Origin of the sequence: Sphingobium trunci (assembly GCF_022664535.1) — a bacterium.
Lineage (GTDB): Bacteria > Pseudomonadota > Alphaproteobacteria > Sphingomonadales > Sphingomonadaceae > Sphingobium.
On sequence record NZ_JAKUJY010000006.1, the window covers coordinates 58,301 to 76,019 of the forward strand.

At 64.5% G+C, this 17,719-nt stretch carries 17 protein-coding genes and 1 tRNA gene; 12 read left to right on the forward strand and 6 right to left on the reverse strand.

Annotated features, from left to right (window positions below):
- Positions 1-7: 7 nt before the first annotated feature.
- The 9 genes from MJ601_RS07340 (at position 8) to MJ601_RS07380 (ending at position 11,056) form a co-directional block, all read left to right on the forward strand.
- Complete coding sequence (locus MJ601_RS07340) at positions 8-643, forward strand: urea amidolyase associated protein UAAP2 (protein WP_242124873.1); 636 nt, start codon at positions 8-10, stop codon at positions 641-643.
- Positions 640-4,248 carry an urea carboxylase gene (uca, locus tag MJ601_RS07345; protein WP_242124875.1) on the forward strand — a complete coding sequence of 1,203 codons (3,609 nt, stop codon included), beginning with the start codon at positions 640-642 and terminating at the stop codon, positions 4,246-4,248. Before MJ601_RS07340 ends, uca begins: the two co-directional genes overlap by 4 nt.
- The gene (atzF, locus tag MJ601_RS07350) at positions 4,245-6,014 is read left to right on the forward strand and encodes an allophanate hydrolase (RefSeq protein WP_242124877.1); all 1,770 of its coding nucleotides are present in this window, start codon (positions 4,245-4,247) and stop codon (positions 6,012-6,014) included. The genes uca and atzF overlap by 4 nt, the downstream gene beginning before the upstream one ends.
- Positions 6,015-6,059: 45 nt before the next feature.
- Positions 6,060-6,992: a Vgb family protein gene (locus MJ601_RS07355; RefSeq protein WP_242124880.1), complete on the forward strand. Its 933-nt coding sequence runs from the start codon at positions 6,060-6,062 to the stop codon at positions 6,990-6,992.
- Between the two features lie 40 nt (positions 6,993-7,032).
- The gene (locus MJ601_RS07360; RefSeq protein WP_242124882.1) at positions 7,033-7,971 is read left to right on the forward strand and encodes a LysR family transcriptional regulator; all 939 of its coding nucleotides are present in this window, start codon (positions 7,033-7,035) and stop codon (positions 7,969-7,971) included.
- Positions 7,972-8,064: 93 nt separating this feature from the next.
- The gene (locus MJ601_RS07365; RefSeq protein WP_242124883.1) at positions 8,065-8,487 is read left to right on the forward strand and encodes a hypothetical protein; all 423 of its coding nucleotides are present in this window, start codon (positions 8,065-8,067) and stop codon (positions 8,485-8,487) included.
- Positions 8,488-8,598: 111 nt separating this feature from the next.
- Positions 8,599-8,931 (forward strand): UrcA family protein, encoded by a 333-nt coding sequence (locus MJ601_RS07370; protein ID WP_242124885.1) that lies wholly within the window; start codon positions 8,599-8,601, stop codon positions 8,929-8,931.
- 461 nt (positions 8,932-9,392) lie between these two features.
- Positions 9,393-10,373: a sterol desaturase family protein gene (locus MJ601_RS07375; protein WP_242124887.1), complete on the forward strand. Its 981-nt coding sequence runs from the start codon at positions 9,393-9,395 to the stop codon at positions 10,371-10,373.
- Positions 10,374-10,429: 56 nt separating this feature from the next.
- Positions 10,430-11,056, forward strand: a complete 627-nt coding sequence (locus MJ601_RS07380) for a hypothetical protein (RefSeq protein ID WP_242124889.1) — start codon at positions 10,430-10,432, stop codon at positions 11,054-11,056.
- A gap of 215 nt (positions 11,057-11,271) precedes the next feature.
- On the opposite strand, the gene MJ601_RS07385 is transcribed toward MJ601_RS07380, so the two are convergent.
- Positions 11,272-11,348, reverse strand: a tRNA-Arg gene (locus tag MJ601_RS07385).
- Positions 11,349-11,431: 83 nt separating this feature from the next.
- On the opposite strand from MJ601_RS07385, the gene MJ601_RS07390 reads away from it, so the two are divergent.
- Positions 11,432-12,151, forward strand: a complete 720-nt coding sequence (locus tag MJ601_RS07390) for a queuosine precursor transporter (RefSeq protein ID WP_242124891.1) — start codon at positions 11,432-11,434, stop codon at positions 12,149-12,151.
- On the opposite strand, the gene truA is transcribed toward MJ601_RS07390, so the two are convergent.
- A complete protein-coding gene (truA, locus tag MJ601_RS07395) occupies positions 12,152-12,898 on the reverse strand; it encodes a tRNA pseudouridine(38-40) synthase TruA (RefSeq protein WP_242124893.1) in 747 nt (248 codons plus the stop codon).
- Between the two features lie 5 nt (positions 12,899-12,903).
- A complete protein-coding gene (gene fmt / locus MJ601_RS07400) occupies positions 12,904-13,809 on the reverse strand; it encodes a methionyl-tRNA formyltransferase (RefSeq protein WP_242124895.1) in 906 nt (301 codons plus the stop codon).
- A 126-nt stretch (positions 13,810-13,935) separates the two neighbouring features.
- On the opposite strand from fmt, the gene recR reads away from it, so the two are divergent.
- Together recR and def are read left to right on the forward strand one after the other, a co-directional pair.
- The gene (recR, locus tag MJ601_RS07405; protein WP_242124897.1) at positions 13,936-14,532 is read left to right on the forward strand and encodes a recombination mediator RecR; all 597 of its coding nucleotides are present in this window, start codon (positions 13,936-13,938) and stop codon (positions 14,530-14,532) included.
- A 48-nt stretch (positions 14,533-14,580) separates the two neighbouring features.
- Positions 14,581-15,111 (forward strand): peptide deformylase, encoded by a 531-nt coding sequence (gene def, locus MJ601_RS07410; RefSeq protein ID WP_242124899.1) that lies wholly within the window; start codon positions 14,581-14,583, stop codon positions 15,109-15,111.
- Positions 15,112-15,199: 88 nt separating this feature from the next.
- On the opposite strand, the gene rnhA is transcribed toward def, so the two are convergent.
- The 3 genes from rnhA to ispH are packed head-to-tail and all read right to left on the reverse strand — an operon-like array spanning position 15,200 to position 17,573.
- Positions 15,200-15,646, reverse strand: a complete 447-nt coding sequence (gene rnhA / locus MJ601_RS07415; protein WP_242124900.1) for a ribonuclease HI — start codon at positions 15,644-15,646, stop codon at positions 15,200-15,202.
- Entirely contained in the window at positions 15,643-16,620 is a 978-nt protein-coding gene (thrB, locus tag MJ601_RS07420) for a homoserine kinase (RefSeq protein WP_242124902.1), read from the reverse strand. The genes rnhA and thrB overlap by 4 nt, the downstream gene beginning before the upstream one ends.
- Positions 16,621-16,625: 5 nt before the next feature.
- Positions 16,626-17,573: a 4-hydroxy-3-methylbut-2-enyl diphosphate reductase gene (gene ispH / locus MJ601_RS07425; protein ID WP_242124904.1), complete on the reverse strand. Its 948-nt coding sequence runs from the start codon at positions 17,571-17,573 to the stop codon at positions 16,626-16,628.
- Positions 17,574-17,719: the final 146 nt, after the last annotated feature.

Sequence of the window (17,719 nt, forward strand, 5' to 3'; positions counted from 1 at the left end):
GAGGTTCATGAACACCGACCCCCACCTGTCCGGCCTTTCCGGCACCGTCATCCACGACGTCGTCGTTCCCGCCCGCGCGCCCTGGCTGCACCATGTCATGGCCGGGCAGAGTCTGCGGATCGTCGACCTGGAAGGCAATCAGGCCGTGGATTTCCTGCTCTATTCCGCCGCGGACGATGCCGAGCGCTACAGCGCGCAGGACACGGTTGCGGCACAGGGCAATCTGTTCCTGCGCGAAGGCACCAAGCTGCTGTCCAACGAGGGTAACGCGCTGATGACCATCACCGCCACCTCGGTCGACTATCATGACACGATCGGCGGCGCCTGCTCCTGCGAGTCCAACACGCTGCGCTACGGCCACCATACCAAGGCAGAGCATGCCTGCGTCGAAAATTTCCTGGAAGCCAATCTCAGCGAAGGGCGCGGCAAGCGGGATATCGTTTCCAACATCAACTTCTTCATGAACGTACCGGTGGAGCCGGACGGGTCGCTCGGCATTGTCGACGGCATTTCCGCGCCGGGACTGACCGTCGATTTGCGGGCGGAAATGGACGTGATCGTCGTCGTCTCCAACTGTCCGCAGATCAACAACCCCTGCAACGGCTTCAATCCTACCCCCGTCCGCATGATCGTCAGCGCATGAGCTTCGATACCGTCCTGATTGCGAACCGCGGGGCGATCGCCACCCGGATCATCCGAACGCTGCGGCGCATGGGCCTGAAATCGGTCGCCGTCTATTCGGAGGCGGACGAAGGGTCCAACCATGTGTCGGAAGCGGACGAGGCCGTGTTCATCGGCGGCGCCAAGGCGTCCGAAAGCTATCTCAACATTCCGGCGATCATCGCGGCCGCGAAGAAGACCGGGGCAGGGGCCATCCATCCCGGCTACGGTTTCCTGGCCGAGAATGTCGAGTTCGCGGAATCCTGTGCCGATGCCGGGATCGTCTTCGTCGGCCCGACGACGGACAATATCCGCACCTTCGGCCTCAAGCACAGCGCCCGTGCGCTGGCGGCCGCCCATGATGTGCCGCTGGCGCCGGGCACCGGCCTGCTCACCGACGAGGATGAGGCGGTCGGCGCCGCCGGCGCGATCGGCTATCCGGTCATGCTCAAGGCGACGGCCGGTGGCGGCGGCATCGGCATGCGCATATGCGAGGATGAGGCGCAACTGCGCGAAGGCTTCGCCAGCGTGAAACGGCAAGGCCAAAGCAATTTCGGCGATGCCGGGGTCTTCCTGGAACGCTATATCGGGCGGGCGCGCCACATCGAGGTGCAGTTGTTCGGCGATGGCGAGGGCCGCGTCATGGCGCTCGGCGAACGCGACTGTTCGCTCCAGCGGCGCAACCAGAAGGTGGTGGAGGAAGCGCCTGCGCCCCTGCTGCCCGATGCCGTGCGCGCCGCCCTGTTCGCCGCAGCCGTCCGGCTCGGCAAGGCGGCCAAATATCGATCTGCAGGTACCGTCGAATTTCTCTACGACGCCGATCGTGCGGAGTTCTTCTTCCTGGAGATGAACACCCGCCTGCAGGTCGAGCATGGCGTGACCGAGGCGGTGATGGGCATCGACCTTGTCGAATGGATGGTGCGCGGCGCGGCGGGAGACTTCGCTTTCCTCGATGGTCCCGCGCCCAGTCCCAAAGGGCATTCGGTGCAGATGCGCCTCTATGCCGAGGACCCGTCGCTCGATTACCGACCGACCTCCGGCACGCTGACGGCGCTCGAATTTCCCGCGAATATCCGGGTCGAGACATGGTGCTCGGCGGGCAGCACGGTCAGCGCCTGGTACGATCCGATGCTCGCCAAGCTCATCGTCCACGCACCCACCCGCGCCGAGGCGGTCGAGGCGGCGCAGCGCGCGCTCGATGTCAGCCGGGTCGACGGCATCGAAACCAATCTGCGCTGGCTGCGCGATGTCGTGCGCACGCCTGCCTTCACCAGCGGCGATGTTTCCACCCGCGTACTGGATGGCGTGGTCTATGGTCCGCGCTCGATCCGCGTGGTCAGCGGCGGCACCGCGACAACGGTGCAGGACTGGCCGGGCCGTCAGAAGCTGTGGGCCGTGGGGGTGCCGCCCTCCGGTCCGATGGACGATCAGTCCTTCCGTCTCGGCAACCGGCTGCTGGGCAATCCGGAAGGAACCGCAGGCCTGGAAGCCACCGTCACCGGTCCGACACTGGCCTTCGTCGCGCCCGCGCGAATCTGCCTGATGGGTGCGGATTTCGGCGCGACGCTGGACGGCCAGCCGGTGGCGCGGGGCGTTCCGATCGATGTGGGCGCGGGCCGGACGCTGGCGCTGGGCCGCGCGTCGAGCGGCGGCATAAGGGGCTATATCCTGTTCGCGGGCGGGCTGGACATCGCGCCTTATCTCGGCAGCCGCAGCACGTTCGAGCTTGGCCAGTTTGGCGGCCACGCCGCCCGCCGCCTGCTCGCGGGGGACACCCTGCATCTGGGCGATCAACTGGCCGGCGACGCAGCCGGGGTGGCGTTGCCCGCCGTCGCGCTTCCGGACATCGCCCATGAATGGACCCTGCGCGTCCTCTATGGCCCGCACGGCGCCCCTGACTTCTTCACCGGTCAGGATGTCGAGACCTTTCTGGGCGCGGAATGGAAGGTCCATTACAACTCCAACCGCACCGGCGTGCGCCTGATCGGTCCCAAGCCGCGCTGGGCGCGCACCGATGGCGGCGAGGCGGGACTTCATCCCTCCAACATCCACGACAATCCCTATGCCATCGGTGCGGTGGACTTCACCGGCGACATGCCGATCATATTGGGCCCTGACGGCCCTTCGCTTGGAGGGTTCGTCTGCCCGTTCGTGGTGATCGCCGCCGACCGCTGGAAGATCGGCCAGCTCTCGCCCGGCGACAGGCTGCGCTTCACCCCCGTCACCATCGAGGATGCGGCCGCCGCCGACGCGGCGCAGCGTGAACTCGTCGCGATGGGGGCTGTACCTCCGCCCAGCCCGGTGCGAACGGTGGAGGCGCTGTCGCCGATCCTTGGCGAGATCGCCGAGGGACCGGGCCGTCCCCGCACCGTATATCGCCAGCAGGGCGACCGGAACATCCTGGTCGAATATGGCCCGATCGTTCTCGATATCGAGCTGCGCATCCGGGTCCATGCACTGATGAGCGAGCTGGAACGTCTCGCCGCGCCCGGCATTATCGATATCGTGCCGGGCATCCGCTCGTTGCAGCTGCACTTCGACGGCGCGACGATGAACCAGCAGGCCGCGCTTGCCATGCTCATGGCGGCGGAGGAACGGCTGGGCGACCTGGAAGACTTCACCATCCCGTCGCGCATCGTCCATCTGCCGCTGAGCTGGCGTGATCCCGCCACCATCGAGACGATCGACAAATATATGGCGACGGTCCGCGACGATGCGCCATGGTGCCCCGACAATATCGAGTTCATCCGTCGCATCAACGGCTTGCCAGACGTGGCCGCGGTGGAAAATCTGATATTCGAGGCGAACTATCTCGTCATGGGCCTGGGTGACGTCTATCTGGGCGCGCCGGTGGCGACCCCTGTGGACCCGCGCCACCGCCTCGTCACCACCAAATACAATCCTGCGCGCACCTGGACGCCGCCCAATGTCGTGGGCATCGGCGGCGCCTATATGTGCATCTACGGCATGGAGGGGCCGGGCGGTTACCAGCTGTTCGGGCGCACCATTCAGGTGTGGAACACCTATCGCCAGACCGACGCCTTCATCGAGGGCAAGCCCTGGCTGCTGCGTTTTTTCGACCAGATCCGCTTCTATCCGGTGAGCGCGGAGGAGCTGGTCGAGTGGCGCCGCGAATTTCCGGCGGGGCGCCGCTCGATCAGGATCGAACCGTCCGAATTCCGGCTCGCGGACTATCGTGCCTATCTGGCCGACAATGCGGCGGGCATCGCGCAGTTCGAACAGCGCCGGCAGGCTGCCTTCGACGAGGAACGGGCCGAATGGCAGCGCCGGGGCGAATTCGACCATGCGGCCGATCTCAACGAGGCGGACCTGCCAGCGGAGGAGGCAATCGAACTGCCCGACGGTTCGGACCTCGTCGAAGCGCCCTATGGCGGCAGCGTCACGCGCCTGCTCGTCGCAGCAGGCGATACCGTTGCTGCGGGCGACAGGATCGCGGTGATCGAGGCGATGAAGATGGAATGTCTGGTGGAAAGCCCTGGCAGCGGAACGGTCGAGGCGCTCTACATGCGCGTGGGCCAGTCGCTCCAGCCTGGCGCGCCGATGCTGGCGCTGCGGAGGCATGCATGAACGCGCCCGACCGCCTGAGCGCCCTTGCCATCGCCGCGGCCGTCAATGCCGGTGAGACCACTGCCCTCGCCGTGGCGGAAGATGTCTATGGCCGCATCGATGCCTATAATGCCGTTCAGCCTCATATATGGATCAGTCGCGCCAGCCGCAGGGATCTGCTGGCCGCTGCGCGCGCCGTCGATGCCCGTGTCGCGGCGGGAGAGCAACTGCTGCTGGCGGGTGTGCCTTTCGCGGTGAAGGACAATATCGATGTCGCCGGTTTCGAGACGACGGCCGCCTGTCCCGCCTTCGCCTATGAGCCGGAGGGCAATGCCGGCGTGATCGATCGCCTGCTGGCGGCGGGCGCGATCTGCGTCGGCAAGACCAATCTCGACCAGTTTGCGACCGGCCTCAACGGCACGCGCAGTCCCTATGGCATTCCGCGCAACGCCTCCAACCTCGCCTATGTCAGTGGCGGGTCGAGTTCCGGTTCGTCCGTCGTGGTCGCGGCGGGGCTGGTTCCCTTCGCGCTCGGCACCGACACCGCGGGTTCCGGGCGCGTGCCTGCCGCGTTCAACCATCTGATCGGCTTCAAGCCCACCAAGGGCCGCTGGAGCACGCGCGGGCTGGTCCCCGCCTGCCGCACGATAGACTGCATCACCGTCTTTACCGACGACACGGCCGACGCCCGGCTGGTGGACAGGGTGGTCGCGGGTTTCGATGTTGCCGACCCTTATTCCAGGTCGCTGGCCGACCGCGCGCTGCGCGTGAAGCGGATCGGCGTGCCGCGTCGCGACCAGCGCGTCTGGTTCGGTGATGGCGAATCCGAATATCTCTATGACCGTGCCTTGGAAAAGCTTGCGGCGCTGGGCGAGATTGTCGAGATCGACTTGGCCCCGCTGCTCGAAGCGGCGCAGCTGCTTTACGGCGGGCCCTGGGTGGCGGAGCGAACCGCCGCGATGGAGGCGATTCTGGCCAGCAACCCGCTCTCCATCGATCCCACCGTGCATGATGTCGTGGCGCCGGGTGCGTCGATCAGCGCCGTCGAACTGTTCAACGGCATCCATCGCATGGCCGCTCTCAAGCGTCAGGCCGACCTGATGTGGGACGCGATCGACATGCTGGCCTTCCCCACCACCGGGACGACCTATCGCGTCGTCGAGATGCTGGCCGCTCCGATGGCGCTCAACAGCAATCTGGGACTGTACACCAATTTCGTGAACCTGCTCGACATGGCGGCGGTTGCCGTGCCCGCAGGTGTTCGCGCCAATGCCACCGGATTTGGGATCACCCTGATCGGCCCGGCCGATACCGACCGCGCCCTGCTCGACGCGGCGGACGCCTATCTCGCGGCGGCGGATCTTCCGCCGCCGCCGCCACTTGACCTGGAGGGAAAGATGCAGACCGTAAAGCTTGCCGTCGTCGGCGCACATCTGAAGGACATGCCGCTGCACTGGCAGCTGACCTCCCGCGACGCCAAGTTCGTCGGCGCCTTTGAAACGGCGCCGACCTACCGCCTTTATGCCATAGCCGACAGCGTGCCGCCCAAGCCCGCGCTGGTGCATGCCGAGGACGGCGCGCCGATCAAGATCGAGGTCTATGAACTGGGTGTCGCCGAATTCGGCAGCTTCACCGTGGACGTTCCCGCTCCGCTCGCGATCGGCACCGTCACCCTGGCCGATGGCAGCAGCGTCAAGGGTTTCGTGGCCGAACCGCGCGCGCTGAAGGGGGCGGAGGACATCACCAGCCTGGGCGGCTGGCGCGCCTATATCGCCAGCAAGGGCTGAACGGCGGGTCCGATCGACGCAGGTTCTATCGACAGGGGAAAATCCATGCGCAAGTCCGATTTGTTCGTTCTGATGGCCCTGGCGGGAATGGCCGCCGTCGCACCCACGGCTCGCGCGCAGGTGGGCAAGGTCATCGCCGTGCCGGGCTTCGCCGATTTCCTCGCCGTCGACGGCAAGACCGTCTGGACCACCAACAAGGGCCGGGTCGAGCGTTGGTCGCGCAAGGGCAAGCTTGCCGAAGTGGCGATGGAGCATCCCTGCGGTGCGATGGCCATCGCCAGCGGCTCCCTGTGGGTGGCCGATTGCGCGAAGGGCGCCGTCGTCCGCATCGACCTGCGCACAGCAGCCGTGATCGCGACGATCCCGACCGGCATCGCCAATCCCCAGGGTGAACTCAACGTCGTTGCGGGCGCGGGATCGGTCTGGGTGGCGAGCGACGGCAAGGGCGTGGTTTCCCGCATCGATCCCGCCACCAATGCGGTGGCGGCGACCGTCTCCGTCGATCCGGGTACATGGTATCTTGCCTGGGGCTTCGATTCGCTCTGGGCAGTGAGCGCCACGCAAGCGTCGCTCCAGCGGATCGACCCCGCCACCAACAGCGTCGTTGCCAGGGTGCCGCTCGGCAGGGAGCCGGGCTTCCTCGCGGCCGGCGAGGATTCGGTCTGGGTGCAAGAACAGGGCGACGGCACGGTCGCGCGCATCGATCCGGCCACCAATGCACTGGGCGGCCGCATCAAGGTGGGCGACAATCTCAAATGGGGCGATATCGATACGGGCGGTGGCAAGGTCTGGTTGCGCACCACCGACGACCAGGTCTTCGCTGTGATCGACGCCGCATCCTCCACGGTGAAGGCGCGCGTCGGCAAGCCTGCGGGTAGCGGCGCCCTGCGCTATACCCGTGCGGGCGTGTGGACCACCGCGCATGACGAGCATACGCTCACCTGGTGGTCCAGGTCGGAACTGAAGAAGAACAGGTAGATACCGCTGTTCGCGTGACCGCCGACGGGACCGATGACGCATGAGCGAACGCACGCCTTGGACCGACAGGAAGTTCGCCAGCCGCGTGGACTGGAACCTGATGCGCACCTTCGTGGACATTGTGCGGGCAGGCGGCATCGGGGCGGCGGCGCGGCAGCTCAACAAGCAGCAGCCCAGCATCAGCGCTGCCCTCAAACGCCTGGAAGATCACGTCGGCGCCACGCTGTTGCATCGCACGGCCAGCGGGGTCGAAATGACCGCTGCGGGAAAGGCGATGATGGCCCTGTGCGAGGACATGCTCGAATCCGCCAGGATGATGCCGCATCAGGTCGCGCAGGCTACCAAGAGCATCAAGGGGCTGGTGCGGATCCAGATCGTCTCGGCCATCGTCTCGCCAGAGTTTGACGAGGCGATAGCGAGCTTCCACCGGCGCAATCCCGACATCCAGATCGAAATCCGCGTTTCCCCATGGCGCCGGCTACTCGATGCGCTGGAGGCGGGCGAGGTGGAGGTGGGCATCGGACATGACACCGGCGTGCGCGGCGGACTGGTCTACGAACCCCTGTTCGTCGAACGGCAGCAGCTTTACTGCGGCCGCAGCCATCCCCTGTTCGGTTACCGGATCACCCGGCCCAGGGAGCTTGCCGACGAAGCCTTCGTGCTCATGAGCGAAGACGAGATCGAGAGCATTACCCAGCTGCGCCGCCGGTACCGCCTCGGCACACGGGTGACTGGCCTCGCCGGGGACATGAACGAGGCACGGCGGCTGATCCTGTGCGGAGTGGGCATGGGTTTCCTGCCCATGTCCGCCGTTCGCGCCGAAGTGGCGCGCGGCGCGCTCTGGCCGCTGCTGCATGGCGATTTCGAACCGGCCTATGATATCTTCCTGCTGGCCCGGGCCGAGCCTGAGCGCAACACCGCCACCCAGCTGTTCATCGACGAGGTGTTTCGCCGTATTCGCGCGCAGCCAAGGCCATAGGCGCGATCTATGACCGGCATCATGATTTTGCCCCTGCCCGGACCTTCCGTCGCAGCGCACTCTTGACCTCCCAGAGCAAGTTGAAGGTCGCAGATGAGCATCATGGCTGGCTTTTCCTCCCAGGGGGGCCGGACCGGCCTCTTGAAAGGGCTTGCGCTCGTTGGCGCAGCATGGGCGATTTCCGCAGCGGCGCCCGCGATGGCCGCGCCCCGTCAAAGCGCCCGGCTGGTCTCGTGCGCGGATGGGGACTGCCTGCTGGTGTCAGCCTCTCGTGCCAACCCGCAAGCGCGAATATTGATCAACGGACATCCGGTTCAGGCGGAAGGCGGGCGCCGATGGAAGGCGTTGCTTCCGGTCGAAACGGTGCGTGCCTGGTCCATGCCGGGCGCTCGGAACATTGCAGTCACGACCCTGGAGCCGGATAAGGGCAATCAGATAACGACCGATATCAAGTTGCCGGGCGGCATGCTGGGAAATATTACTGAGCTGGCCTATCTGGTAATACTTCAAAGATAGTTGGCTTTCGCAAGATGATTTGATGATCTTCGATTGTCTGTTCTCCTGGTTGGCGCTATGTGAGGGGTAATCACCGGCGAGTGATGCTCTATATGTGCTTGGGAGAAGATGATGAAGATTGGCTTTCTGGCGATGGCCTCGCTGGCCTTTGCCACCTCGGCCGTTGCGGCTGGCGGCGAAAACCCGTTCGCCCGCGATCAGGCGGTGCTGCACCTCAACGGACTGGATCTCGCCACGGCTGACGGGCAGCAGCGACTCGCCATCCGCATGGATCAGGCGGCCCGCTCGGTCTGTGGCGACAGCGTGGCGAGCGTGCACCTCGCGCTCGAACGCAAGGCGCAGGATTGCCGCGCCGCTGTAGTGGCCGATATCCGCAGGCAGATTGAGAGCCGGCAGGCCGCCGCGTCGGACGCTTCTGCGGTCAAGCTCGCTCTCGCGCGCTGAGCCGGTCGGCAATCTGCGCATAGAGTTTGGAAGCATCTCGCGGAGAAGCAGGTACTGCTTGCCGCGGATGCTTCAGCGGACAATCGCGCGCCCGGCGTTGATGGGCGCTGTCCCATCGGGCGAAGACTGATCCCGATCGATCGCTGCGAAAGGCAGCGTTCCCGAATCACCTGTTCCTGACAATGGACGGGACGGGCATGCCCGCGCGCCCTCCGAACATCGCGCCCGGTGCCCAGGCGATCGTCGCCCATATTCGCTCCGAACGCCTTCAACCCGCCAGAGAGCGCGGAAATCCTGCATCATATTGCCCATGATGGCCCGACGAGCGGCGCCGTTTCGCAACTTGCCGGACGGCCTGGAACAGCATTTTCGATAAGCTATGGACGCGACGAATATTTCGTATTACCATCTTTTAAATAAGTATTACTGAAATGGGTGACCTAATATTACGAGGGTGACGCATGCAGGGAGTTCGCGTAGGTAAAAGGCTGATAGGCGCGCAGTCGCCGGTCACGATCGGTTGGGAAAATATTCCCCGGGTAGAGGGCGGCCCGGTGAAGCAATTCATCTTCACCTGCTTCCAACCCGCAATATTGTTCGCGCTGATCATATTCTGGTACTACGCTCCCAATTCCATCGCCAAGGCATCGACTGCCATAGGCATCGGTATCGGGTTCAAAATTCTCCTTCTGACGCTCGAATACTTCTATCCTCGCTATGAAAGCTGGCGCCTGACTTGGAAAGAGTTGGCTACCGACCTCTTCTATGTCGGTCTGGGCTACACGCTGCTCCGCACGGTCGACAATTATATTGGCGATGGGGCCATGATCGAAGCGATCCAGCAACAATTTCATTGGGACAAGTTCATCTGGTTCATGAGCCTGCCGTTGCTGGTCCAGGCCTTCCTGATCTCTTTCATTTTCGATTTCGGGCAATATTGGATGCATCGCGGGATGCACAACTGGTATCCGCTCTGGCTCCCGCATTCCGTGCATCATTACATCACCCAGTTGAACATCAACAAGGGAGCAGTCGGCAATCCGGTCGAACTCTTCCTGATCGGCCTGGGCATTGGCGGTTTCTTCGACTTCCTGCCTCGCGCTGCCCTTCTCGCCGGTGCGATCGGCATGTCGATTTCGACCTATCAGCATATCAACGTCCGCTTCAACACGCCGCGCTGGTGGCGATTCCTCTTCAACACCACCGAGCATCACAGCCTGCATCATTCGCGCGACTTCGAAGCCACCCGCAGCAATTATTCCAACACCTATATCTTCATCGACCGGATGTTCGGCACTTGCGTGGATGGCGAGGCGGAACTGCTGGGCATGGAAGGCGGGCGCCGCATGTCGATCCGCGAACAGATGACCTTTCCCTTCACGGAGGGCTACAAGGCGATTAAGGCGCGATTTGCGTCGCCGATGCCGATGCCTGCCGAATGAGCGGATCGATACTGCCTGCCGCCGCATGGAAGAAAACTCCTCCGCAAGGAGATGGGATGAACGCGCGTTTCGTCGATTGGATCTGGCACATCAAGGGAAGCGTGGCGCTGTCGCCGGATCAGTCGGGCGATGATATCTTCGGCAAGCTCGACCCGCTGTTCCAGCAGCCAGGCACCACCCATGAGCGGACAAATGACAGGCTGGTTTTCCGCAAGAAGGATCAGGCCGCCCAGGATAAGATGGCCGTCTTCGATGGCGGCACATTGCAGGTGGAAAAGGATGTGGCGGGCTCCGTTCTGCGTTATCACCTGACCAGCCGCGCATTGCTATACTGTTTTCTTGCGCCTTTGCTGTTCCTCGCCATGGGCCAGCTCACCATCGCCATCGCCCACTTCGACAAACCGGCGGCCAAGTCGGAGAAGGGGACCGGGAAGACTTCCGATCATTCCAAAAAGGACGCGAAGAAGGAAACGCCCTTGCCGATGAACCCGATAGACAAGGCATTGGGAGCACCCGCGCCCGAAAAGAAGGATGCCGACAAGACCGGCGACGAGAAGAAGAAATCCTCGCCCATTGCCGCCTATGTCTTCGCGGGGCTATTCGCAGCGCTCTACCTCATCGGGCGATTTTGGGAGGCCAGGCAGGTCAGGAACCTGTTCAGAAAGAGCCTGGCGGGGTCTTAGAGCCTGTATGGAAATGCGCGGAAGAGCGCATTCGGGACTGCACCGGCCCTCTCCCCCACCCGGCCACCCGTAGAATACTGCCGTTGGGTGGCCGGGTGGGGGAGAGGGCCGGTGCCGCGATGCATGCAAAGGCGCATTTTCAGAAAGGCTTTTAGCGCCATGGGCGGCTTGCTGATCGCCCCAATGCCCTTCAAGCCCGATGTCCTTCAAGAGAGTGGCGACCCCGACAGGATTCGAACCTGTGACCATTCGCTTAGAAGGCGAATGCTCTATCCAGCTGAGCTACGGGGCCGTCGGGCCGTTCGATAGCGGGGCTTGGCCTCGCACGCAATCATGCCATTGCTTTTGCCCGGCGGCCATTTATGCAGATGGCCTATGACCGATCCGGTGATAAGGAAAATCGATGCGGATGCGCTGGGCGCGCGTCCGCTGCGCTATTTCGATTTCTGCATGGCGGCCTTCGTCGCCATATTGCTGCTTTCCAACCTGATCGGTGCAGCCAAGCTCTCGACCGTGGGCGGCTTCACCTTCGGCGCCGGTATCCTCTTCTTCCCGCTCGGCTATGTGCTGGGGGACGTGCTGACCGAAGTCTACGGCTATGCGCGGGCGCGGCGCTGCGTCTGGGCGGGCTTTGGCGCGATGCTGTTCATGGCTCTGATGAGCTGGGTGGTGGTGAAGCTGCCACCGGCCGAGGGGTGGCCCGACCAGAAGGCCTATGAAGCCGTGTTCGGCAGCACCTGGCGCATCGTCTTCGCCTCGGTCACGGCCTTCTGGGCCGGAGAGTTCGCCAACAGCTTCGTCCTTGCCAAGATGAAGCTGCTGACGCAGGGCAAATATCTGTGGACGCGGACTATCGGATCGACCGTCGTGGGGCAGGGCGTCGACAGCATCTTCTTCTATCCCCTGGCCTTTTACGGCGTCTGGACCAATGATCAGGTGCTGACCGTGATGATCACCAACTGGGCGATGAAGGTCGGGTGGGAGGCTGTGCTGACGCCGGTCACCTATATGGTGGTGGGCGGTCTCAAGCGCGCCGAGGGGCTGGACGTCTATGACGAGGGCACGAATTTCACCCCGTTCCGCACCAGCCTCTGATCATTCGCCCGGATAAAGGGCGCGCACGAAATAGAGACCGTCGGGCGGCGCGTTCAGGCCGAGCGCGGCACGGTCCTTCGCGTCGCGTGCGGCCTCCAGATCGCCGGGCGACCAGCGGCCCATGCCCACCATGGCGAGGCATCCGACCATCGAGCGCACCTGATGATGCAGGAAGGACCGTGCCTCCGCATGGATGGCGATGCGGTCGCCCATACGCTCCACGTCCAGCCGGTCGAGGGTCTTGACCGGACTTTCGGCCTGGCAATGGACCGACCGGAATGTGGTGAAGTCATGGCGGCCGACCAGCAGTTGCGCGGCTTCCTGCATCGCGGCTTCGTCCAGCGGCTGGATGACCCGCCAGCAAAGACCGCTTTCCCAGGTCAATGGCGCGCGGCGATTGGCGATGCGATAGACATAGGAGCGCCCCAAGCAGGAAAAACGGGCATGCCATTCCTGCGGCACCGTTTCGCAGGCGAGGATGGCGACCGGATGGGGCCGCAGCAGGGCGTTGAGCGCCTCCATCAGGCGGAAGGGGGTGATGGCCTTGCCGATATCCGCATGCGCCCGCATGGCGATGCCGTGCACCCCGGCGTCGGTGCGGCCCGCGGCATGGATCGCGACGCGTTCGCCGGTCACCTCGTGAATGGCGTCCTCGATCGCCTGCTGCACGCTGGGGCCATGGGCCTGTCGCTGCCAGCCCATGAAAGGGCGGCCGTCAAATTCGACGGTGAAGGCGAAGCGTGTCATGCCTGTCAGTCGATCCGGCTGCCTGCGGGCATATCGTAGCCGCGCAGCAATTCGCCCACCGACATGGCGCCCTTGCTCGCGCGCTGGATCAGCGTCGGCCGGATGGCGCCGTGGCCGCAGCCGATCAGCAGACTGTTGTCAAGCAGTTCGCCTGCCGCGCCGCCATGCTCTTCGGCATGGGCGGCGAGGATGCGGAAGCGCTCGCCGCGATATTCGAAAAAGGCGCCTGGGAAGGGGTTGAAGGCGCGCACCTGCCGCTCGACCTGATGCGCGTCGCGGCTGAAATCGATCCGCGCTTCCGCCTTGTCGATCTTGGCCGCATAGGTGACGCCTTCTTCCGGCTGTGGGACGGGCGGGTGGAGGGCGATATCGTCCAGCACCTCGACCATCAGTTCGGCGCCCGCACCGGCCAGTTCCTGCGTCAGTTCGCCCGCCGTCTTGCCCTCCACCGGCGTCACATGCTTGGCCCGCATCGGCCCGGTGTCGAGGCCTGCCTCCATATCCATGATCGTGACGCCAGTGACATTGTCGCCCGCCAATATGGCCCGCTGGATCGGCGCCGCGCCGCGCCAGCGGGGGAGGAGCGAGGCGTGGATGTTCATGCAGCCGAAGCGGGGCGCATCCAGTATCGCTCCGGGAAGGATGAGGCCATAGGCGGCCACCACCGCGACATCCGCCTCGAGCGCGGCGAAGGCGGCCTGGACCTCGGCATCCTTCAGGGAAACGGGCGTGCGCACCTCGACGCCCATTTCCTCCGCCTTCGCATGGACGGGGGAGGGGCGCAGCGCCTTGCCCCGCCCTGCGGGCCGGGGCGGCTGGCTGTAGACGGCGGCGATCTCATGCCCGGCCCTTGCCAGTGCGCCCAGCGCCGGAACGGCGAAATCGGGAGTTCCCATATAGACGATACGCATGGCGGGCCTTTTATCGGGTTTCGGTCGTCGGCGGACGCTGCCTTCTGAAACTTGCCGGATATGTATTTCAGAGGACGCCTCTCAAACTCCTTGTGTCCATGACTTGCAAGCCCTTATTCCGGTTCCATGGCTTCTCCCGAGATCGAAGCGCTGACGCAGGCGCTCTCCCGCCTGCCCGGCCTTGGCCCGCGGTCTGCGCGGCGCGCCGTCCTGCACCTGCTCAAGAAGCGCGAATCCGCGCTGGAGCCGCTGTTGCGCGCGCTGGACGCCGTGAATGACCGGCTGGTGACGTGCGGCATATGCGGCAATGTCGATACCGTCGATCCCTGCGGCATCTGTGCCGATCCCAGGCGGGATGGGCGGGCGCTCTGCGTGGTGGAGGATGTGGCGGATCTCTGGGCGCTCGACAAGTCGCGCCTGTTTCCGGGGCGTTTCCATGTGCTGGGCGGGCGGCTTTCCGCGCTGGAGGGGGTGCGGCCGGAGGATCTGACGATCAACGCGCTGGTCGGACGGGTCGCGGCGGGCGGCATCGATGAGGTCGTGCTGGCGATGAACGCCACGCTGGAAGGGCAGACGACCGCCCATTACCTGGCCGAGCGGCTGGAGGGATTTCCCGTGCGGCTGACCCAATTGGCGCATGGGGTGCCGGTTGGCGGCGAACTGGACTATCTGGACGAGGGCACGCTGGCGCAGGCTTTGCGGGCGCGGCGGCCTATTTCCTGACTTTGGCGGTCGCTTGAATTTTCCCGGACGCCGGATTATTTTACGGTCATGGCCATTCTAACTATATTGGAGGCGCCCGATCCGCGCCTGCGTACCATCTCGTCTCCGGTGGAGGCGATCGATGACGATTTGCAGCGTCTGATCGACGATATGTTCGAGACCATGTATGACGCGCCGGGTATCGGCCTCGCCGCGATCCAGGTCGGCGTGCCCAAGCGGGTGCTGGTGATCGACCTTCAGGAACCGGAATCGGATGAGGAAGGCGCGCCGCCGGTGAAGCGGCCGATGGTGTTCATCAATCCGGAAATTCTGGAAGGGTCGGAGGATCTTTCGGTCTACAATGAGGGGTGCCTGTCGGTTCCCGACCAGTTTGCCGAGGTGGAGCGGCCCGCGTCGATCCGCGCAAGCTGGATGGACCGTGACGGCCGGATTCATGAGGAGCAGCTGGAAGGGCTGCTGGCCACCTGCCTCCAGCATGAGATGGATCATTTGCAGGGCGTGCTGTTCATCGACCATCTTTCGCGCCTGAAGCGCGACATGCTGATGAAGAAGCTGACCAAGGCGCGCAAGGCGGCCTGAGGCTGGCGAAAGCCTGGAAGCAAGAGCGCCCCGGCCAGACAGTCGGGGCGCTCTTGCTTTCCCGCCCATAAGCGCGAACATTTGCTACCTATTTCCGGAAACTCTCCGCCGCTGCGCAGGCGAGCTGGTCGGCGCGCTCGTTTTCCGGATGGCCGGCATGCCCCTTCACCCATTGCCACGTCACCTTGTGACGAGCGGCGGCTTTCACCAGCTCCTGCCAGATTTCGGCATTCTTGACCGGCTTCCTGTCCGCCGTCTTCCAGCCATTCCTCTGCCAGCCGAAGACCCATTTGGTGATGCCGTCCATCACATATTTGCTGTCGGTGTAGAGCGTCACCTGGCAGGGGCGCTTCAATGTCTCCAGCGCCTGCACCGCCGCCATCATCTCCATGCGGTTGTTGGTGGTCTGCGCCTCGCCGCCGGAAATCTCCCTTTCCTTGTCGCCGAATCGCAACACCGCGCCCCAGCCGCCGGGGCCGGGATTGCCCTTGCATGCGCCGTCGGTGAAAATCTCGACTTGCGGCAGGTCGCTCATGCGCCAAGCAGGTCCGCCGGCCTGGCACCGGCATAGAAATCGAGACGCCGCAGATAGGCCAGCGGATCCTTGCGAATCACCAGCGCGTCGGCGGGGGTGTTGATCCAGTCATAGGCCCGCGTCAGCAGGAACCGCAGCGCCGCGCCCCGGCAGAGGATCGGGAAGGCGGTGCGTTCGGCTGCCGAAAGGCCGTGGGTGGCCTCATAGCCTGCACCCAGCGCCTTGGCGCGCTCTCCGAACCAGGTCGCGCCGTCCTGGCTGAAGCACCAGGCGCTGTGCGTCACCGCCAGATCATAGGCGCGGATATCGGTGCAGCTGAAATAGAAATCGATCAGGCCCGTCACCTCGTCGCCCAGCATCAGCACATTGTCGGGAAACAGGTCCGCATGGATGACCGAGCGGGGCAGGCCGGCGGGCCAGTGCGCATCGAGAAAAGCCAGCTCCTCCGCCACGCGGGCGCCCAGGCCCGGCGCGATCCGGTCGAAATCCTCGCCGCATCTGGCCGCGAGATCGTGCCAGCCGGGCAGGTCGAGCGCATTGCGGCGCTCGCCGGTGAAACCCTCCGCCGCCCTGTGCATGGCGCCCAGCGCCGCGCCTGCCGCCCGCGCCTGACCCACGGTCGGCTCGGTCACGGAGATGCCGGTCAGGAACTCGATCAGGCAGGCAGGCCGCCCGGCCAATTGCTGCAGGCGTTTGCCCTCCCGATCCGCGATGAAGCGGGGAACCAGGCAGCCGCGCGCACCCAGATGGTCGAGCAGGTCCATGAAGAAGGGCAGGTCCGCCTCATCCACCCGCTTTTCGTAAAGGGTCAGGATATAACGATGCCCATTGCCGTCATGGCCCGTGGTTTCCAGCAGGTAATTGCTGTTTTCCACCCCCTCCGCGATGCCCTTGGCCGACACGAGACGACCTGCGTCATAGCGGGTGAGGAAAGCGTCGATGTCTTCGGCGGGAACCTGGGTGTAGACGGCCATCGGATTCAGGCGGCCTCCAGACCGCGAGGAAGTTTGAAGGAAATGCTTTCTCTGGCCGTTTCGACCTGTTCCTCGGCCACGGCGAATCGTTCGCCGATCCGGTCGACCACTTCGCGCACCAGCACTTCGGGGGCGGAGGCCCCGGCCGTCAGGCCGAGGGTCCGCACGCTGGCCAACCAGTCGAAATCGACCTCGTCGGCCCGCTGGAGGAGGCGCGCGGGGGCGCCTTCGCGCTCCGCCACCTCGACCAATCGCAGCGAATTGGAACTGTTGGGTGCGCCGATCACATAGACGGCGTCGCACTGTCCGGCGATCGCCTTGACCGCCGCCTGCCGGTTGGAGGTGGCGTAGCAGATATCCTCGCCCCTGGGGGCGTGGATCGCCGGGAATCGGCGTTGCAGGGTGGCGACGATGGCAGCGGTGTCGTCCACCGAGAGCGTCGTCTGCGTCAGGAAGGCGAGATTGCCGGGATCGGCGGGGGTGAAGCTTTCCGCATCCTCCACCGTCTCGATCAGCGTCATGCTGCCCGCATCGACCTGGCCGAAAGTGCCGATCACTTCGGGATGGCCGCTATGCCCGATGAACAATATGTGGCGCCCCGCGTCCACCTGCCGTTCGGCCTGGCGGTGGACCTTGCTGACCAGCGGGCAGGTCGCGTCAAGATAGTCGAGGCCCCGTTCCTGAGCCTTGGCGGGCACGGCCTTGGGCACGCCATGGGCGGAAAAGACCACGGGGAAGCCATCTGGCACCTGGTCCAGTTCCTCGACGAAGATCGCGCCCTTGGCCCTCAGGCTGTCGACCACATATTTATTGTGGACGATCTCATGCCGGACATAGACCGGCGCGCCATATTTTTCGATCGCCCGTTCGACGATGATGATGGCGCGATCGACGCCGGCACAAAAGCCGCGGGGGGCGGCGATCAGCAGCTTCATGGGCGGGCGGGTGGTCATGGGTGGCGGCTTAGGCGAATGTGGCGCTGGATGAAAGCCGCTTCCTTTCAGTTGCGCCCAGTTTCAGTTGCGCCCATTGCGGGCTGCGGATAAGAAGCCCAACGCCTGTTCCCAAGGGATTGCCTGTGACCTTTTCTCGAATTGCG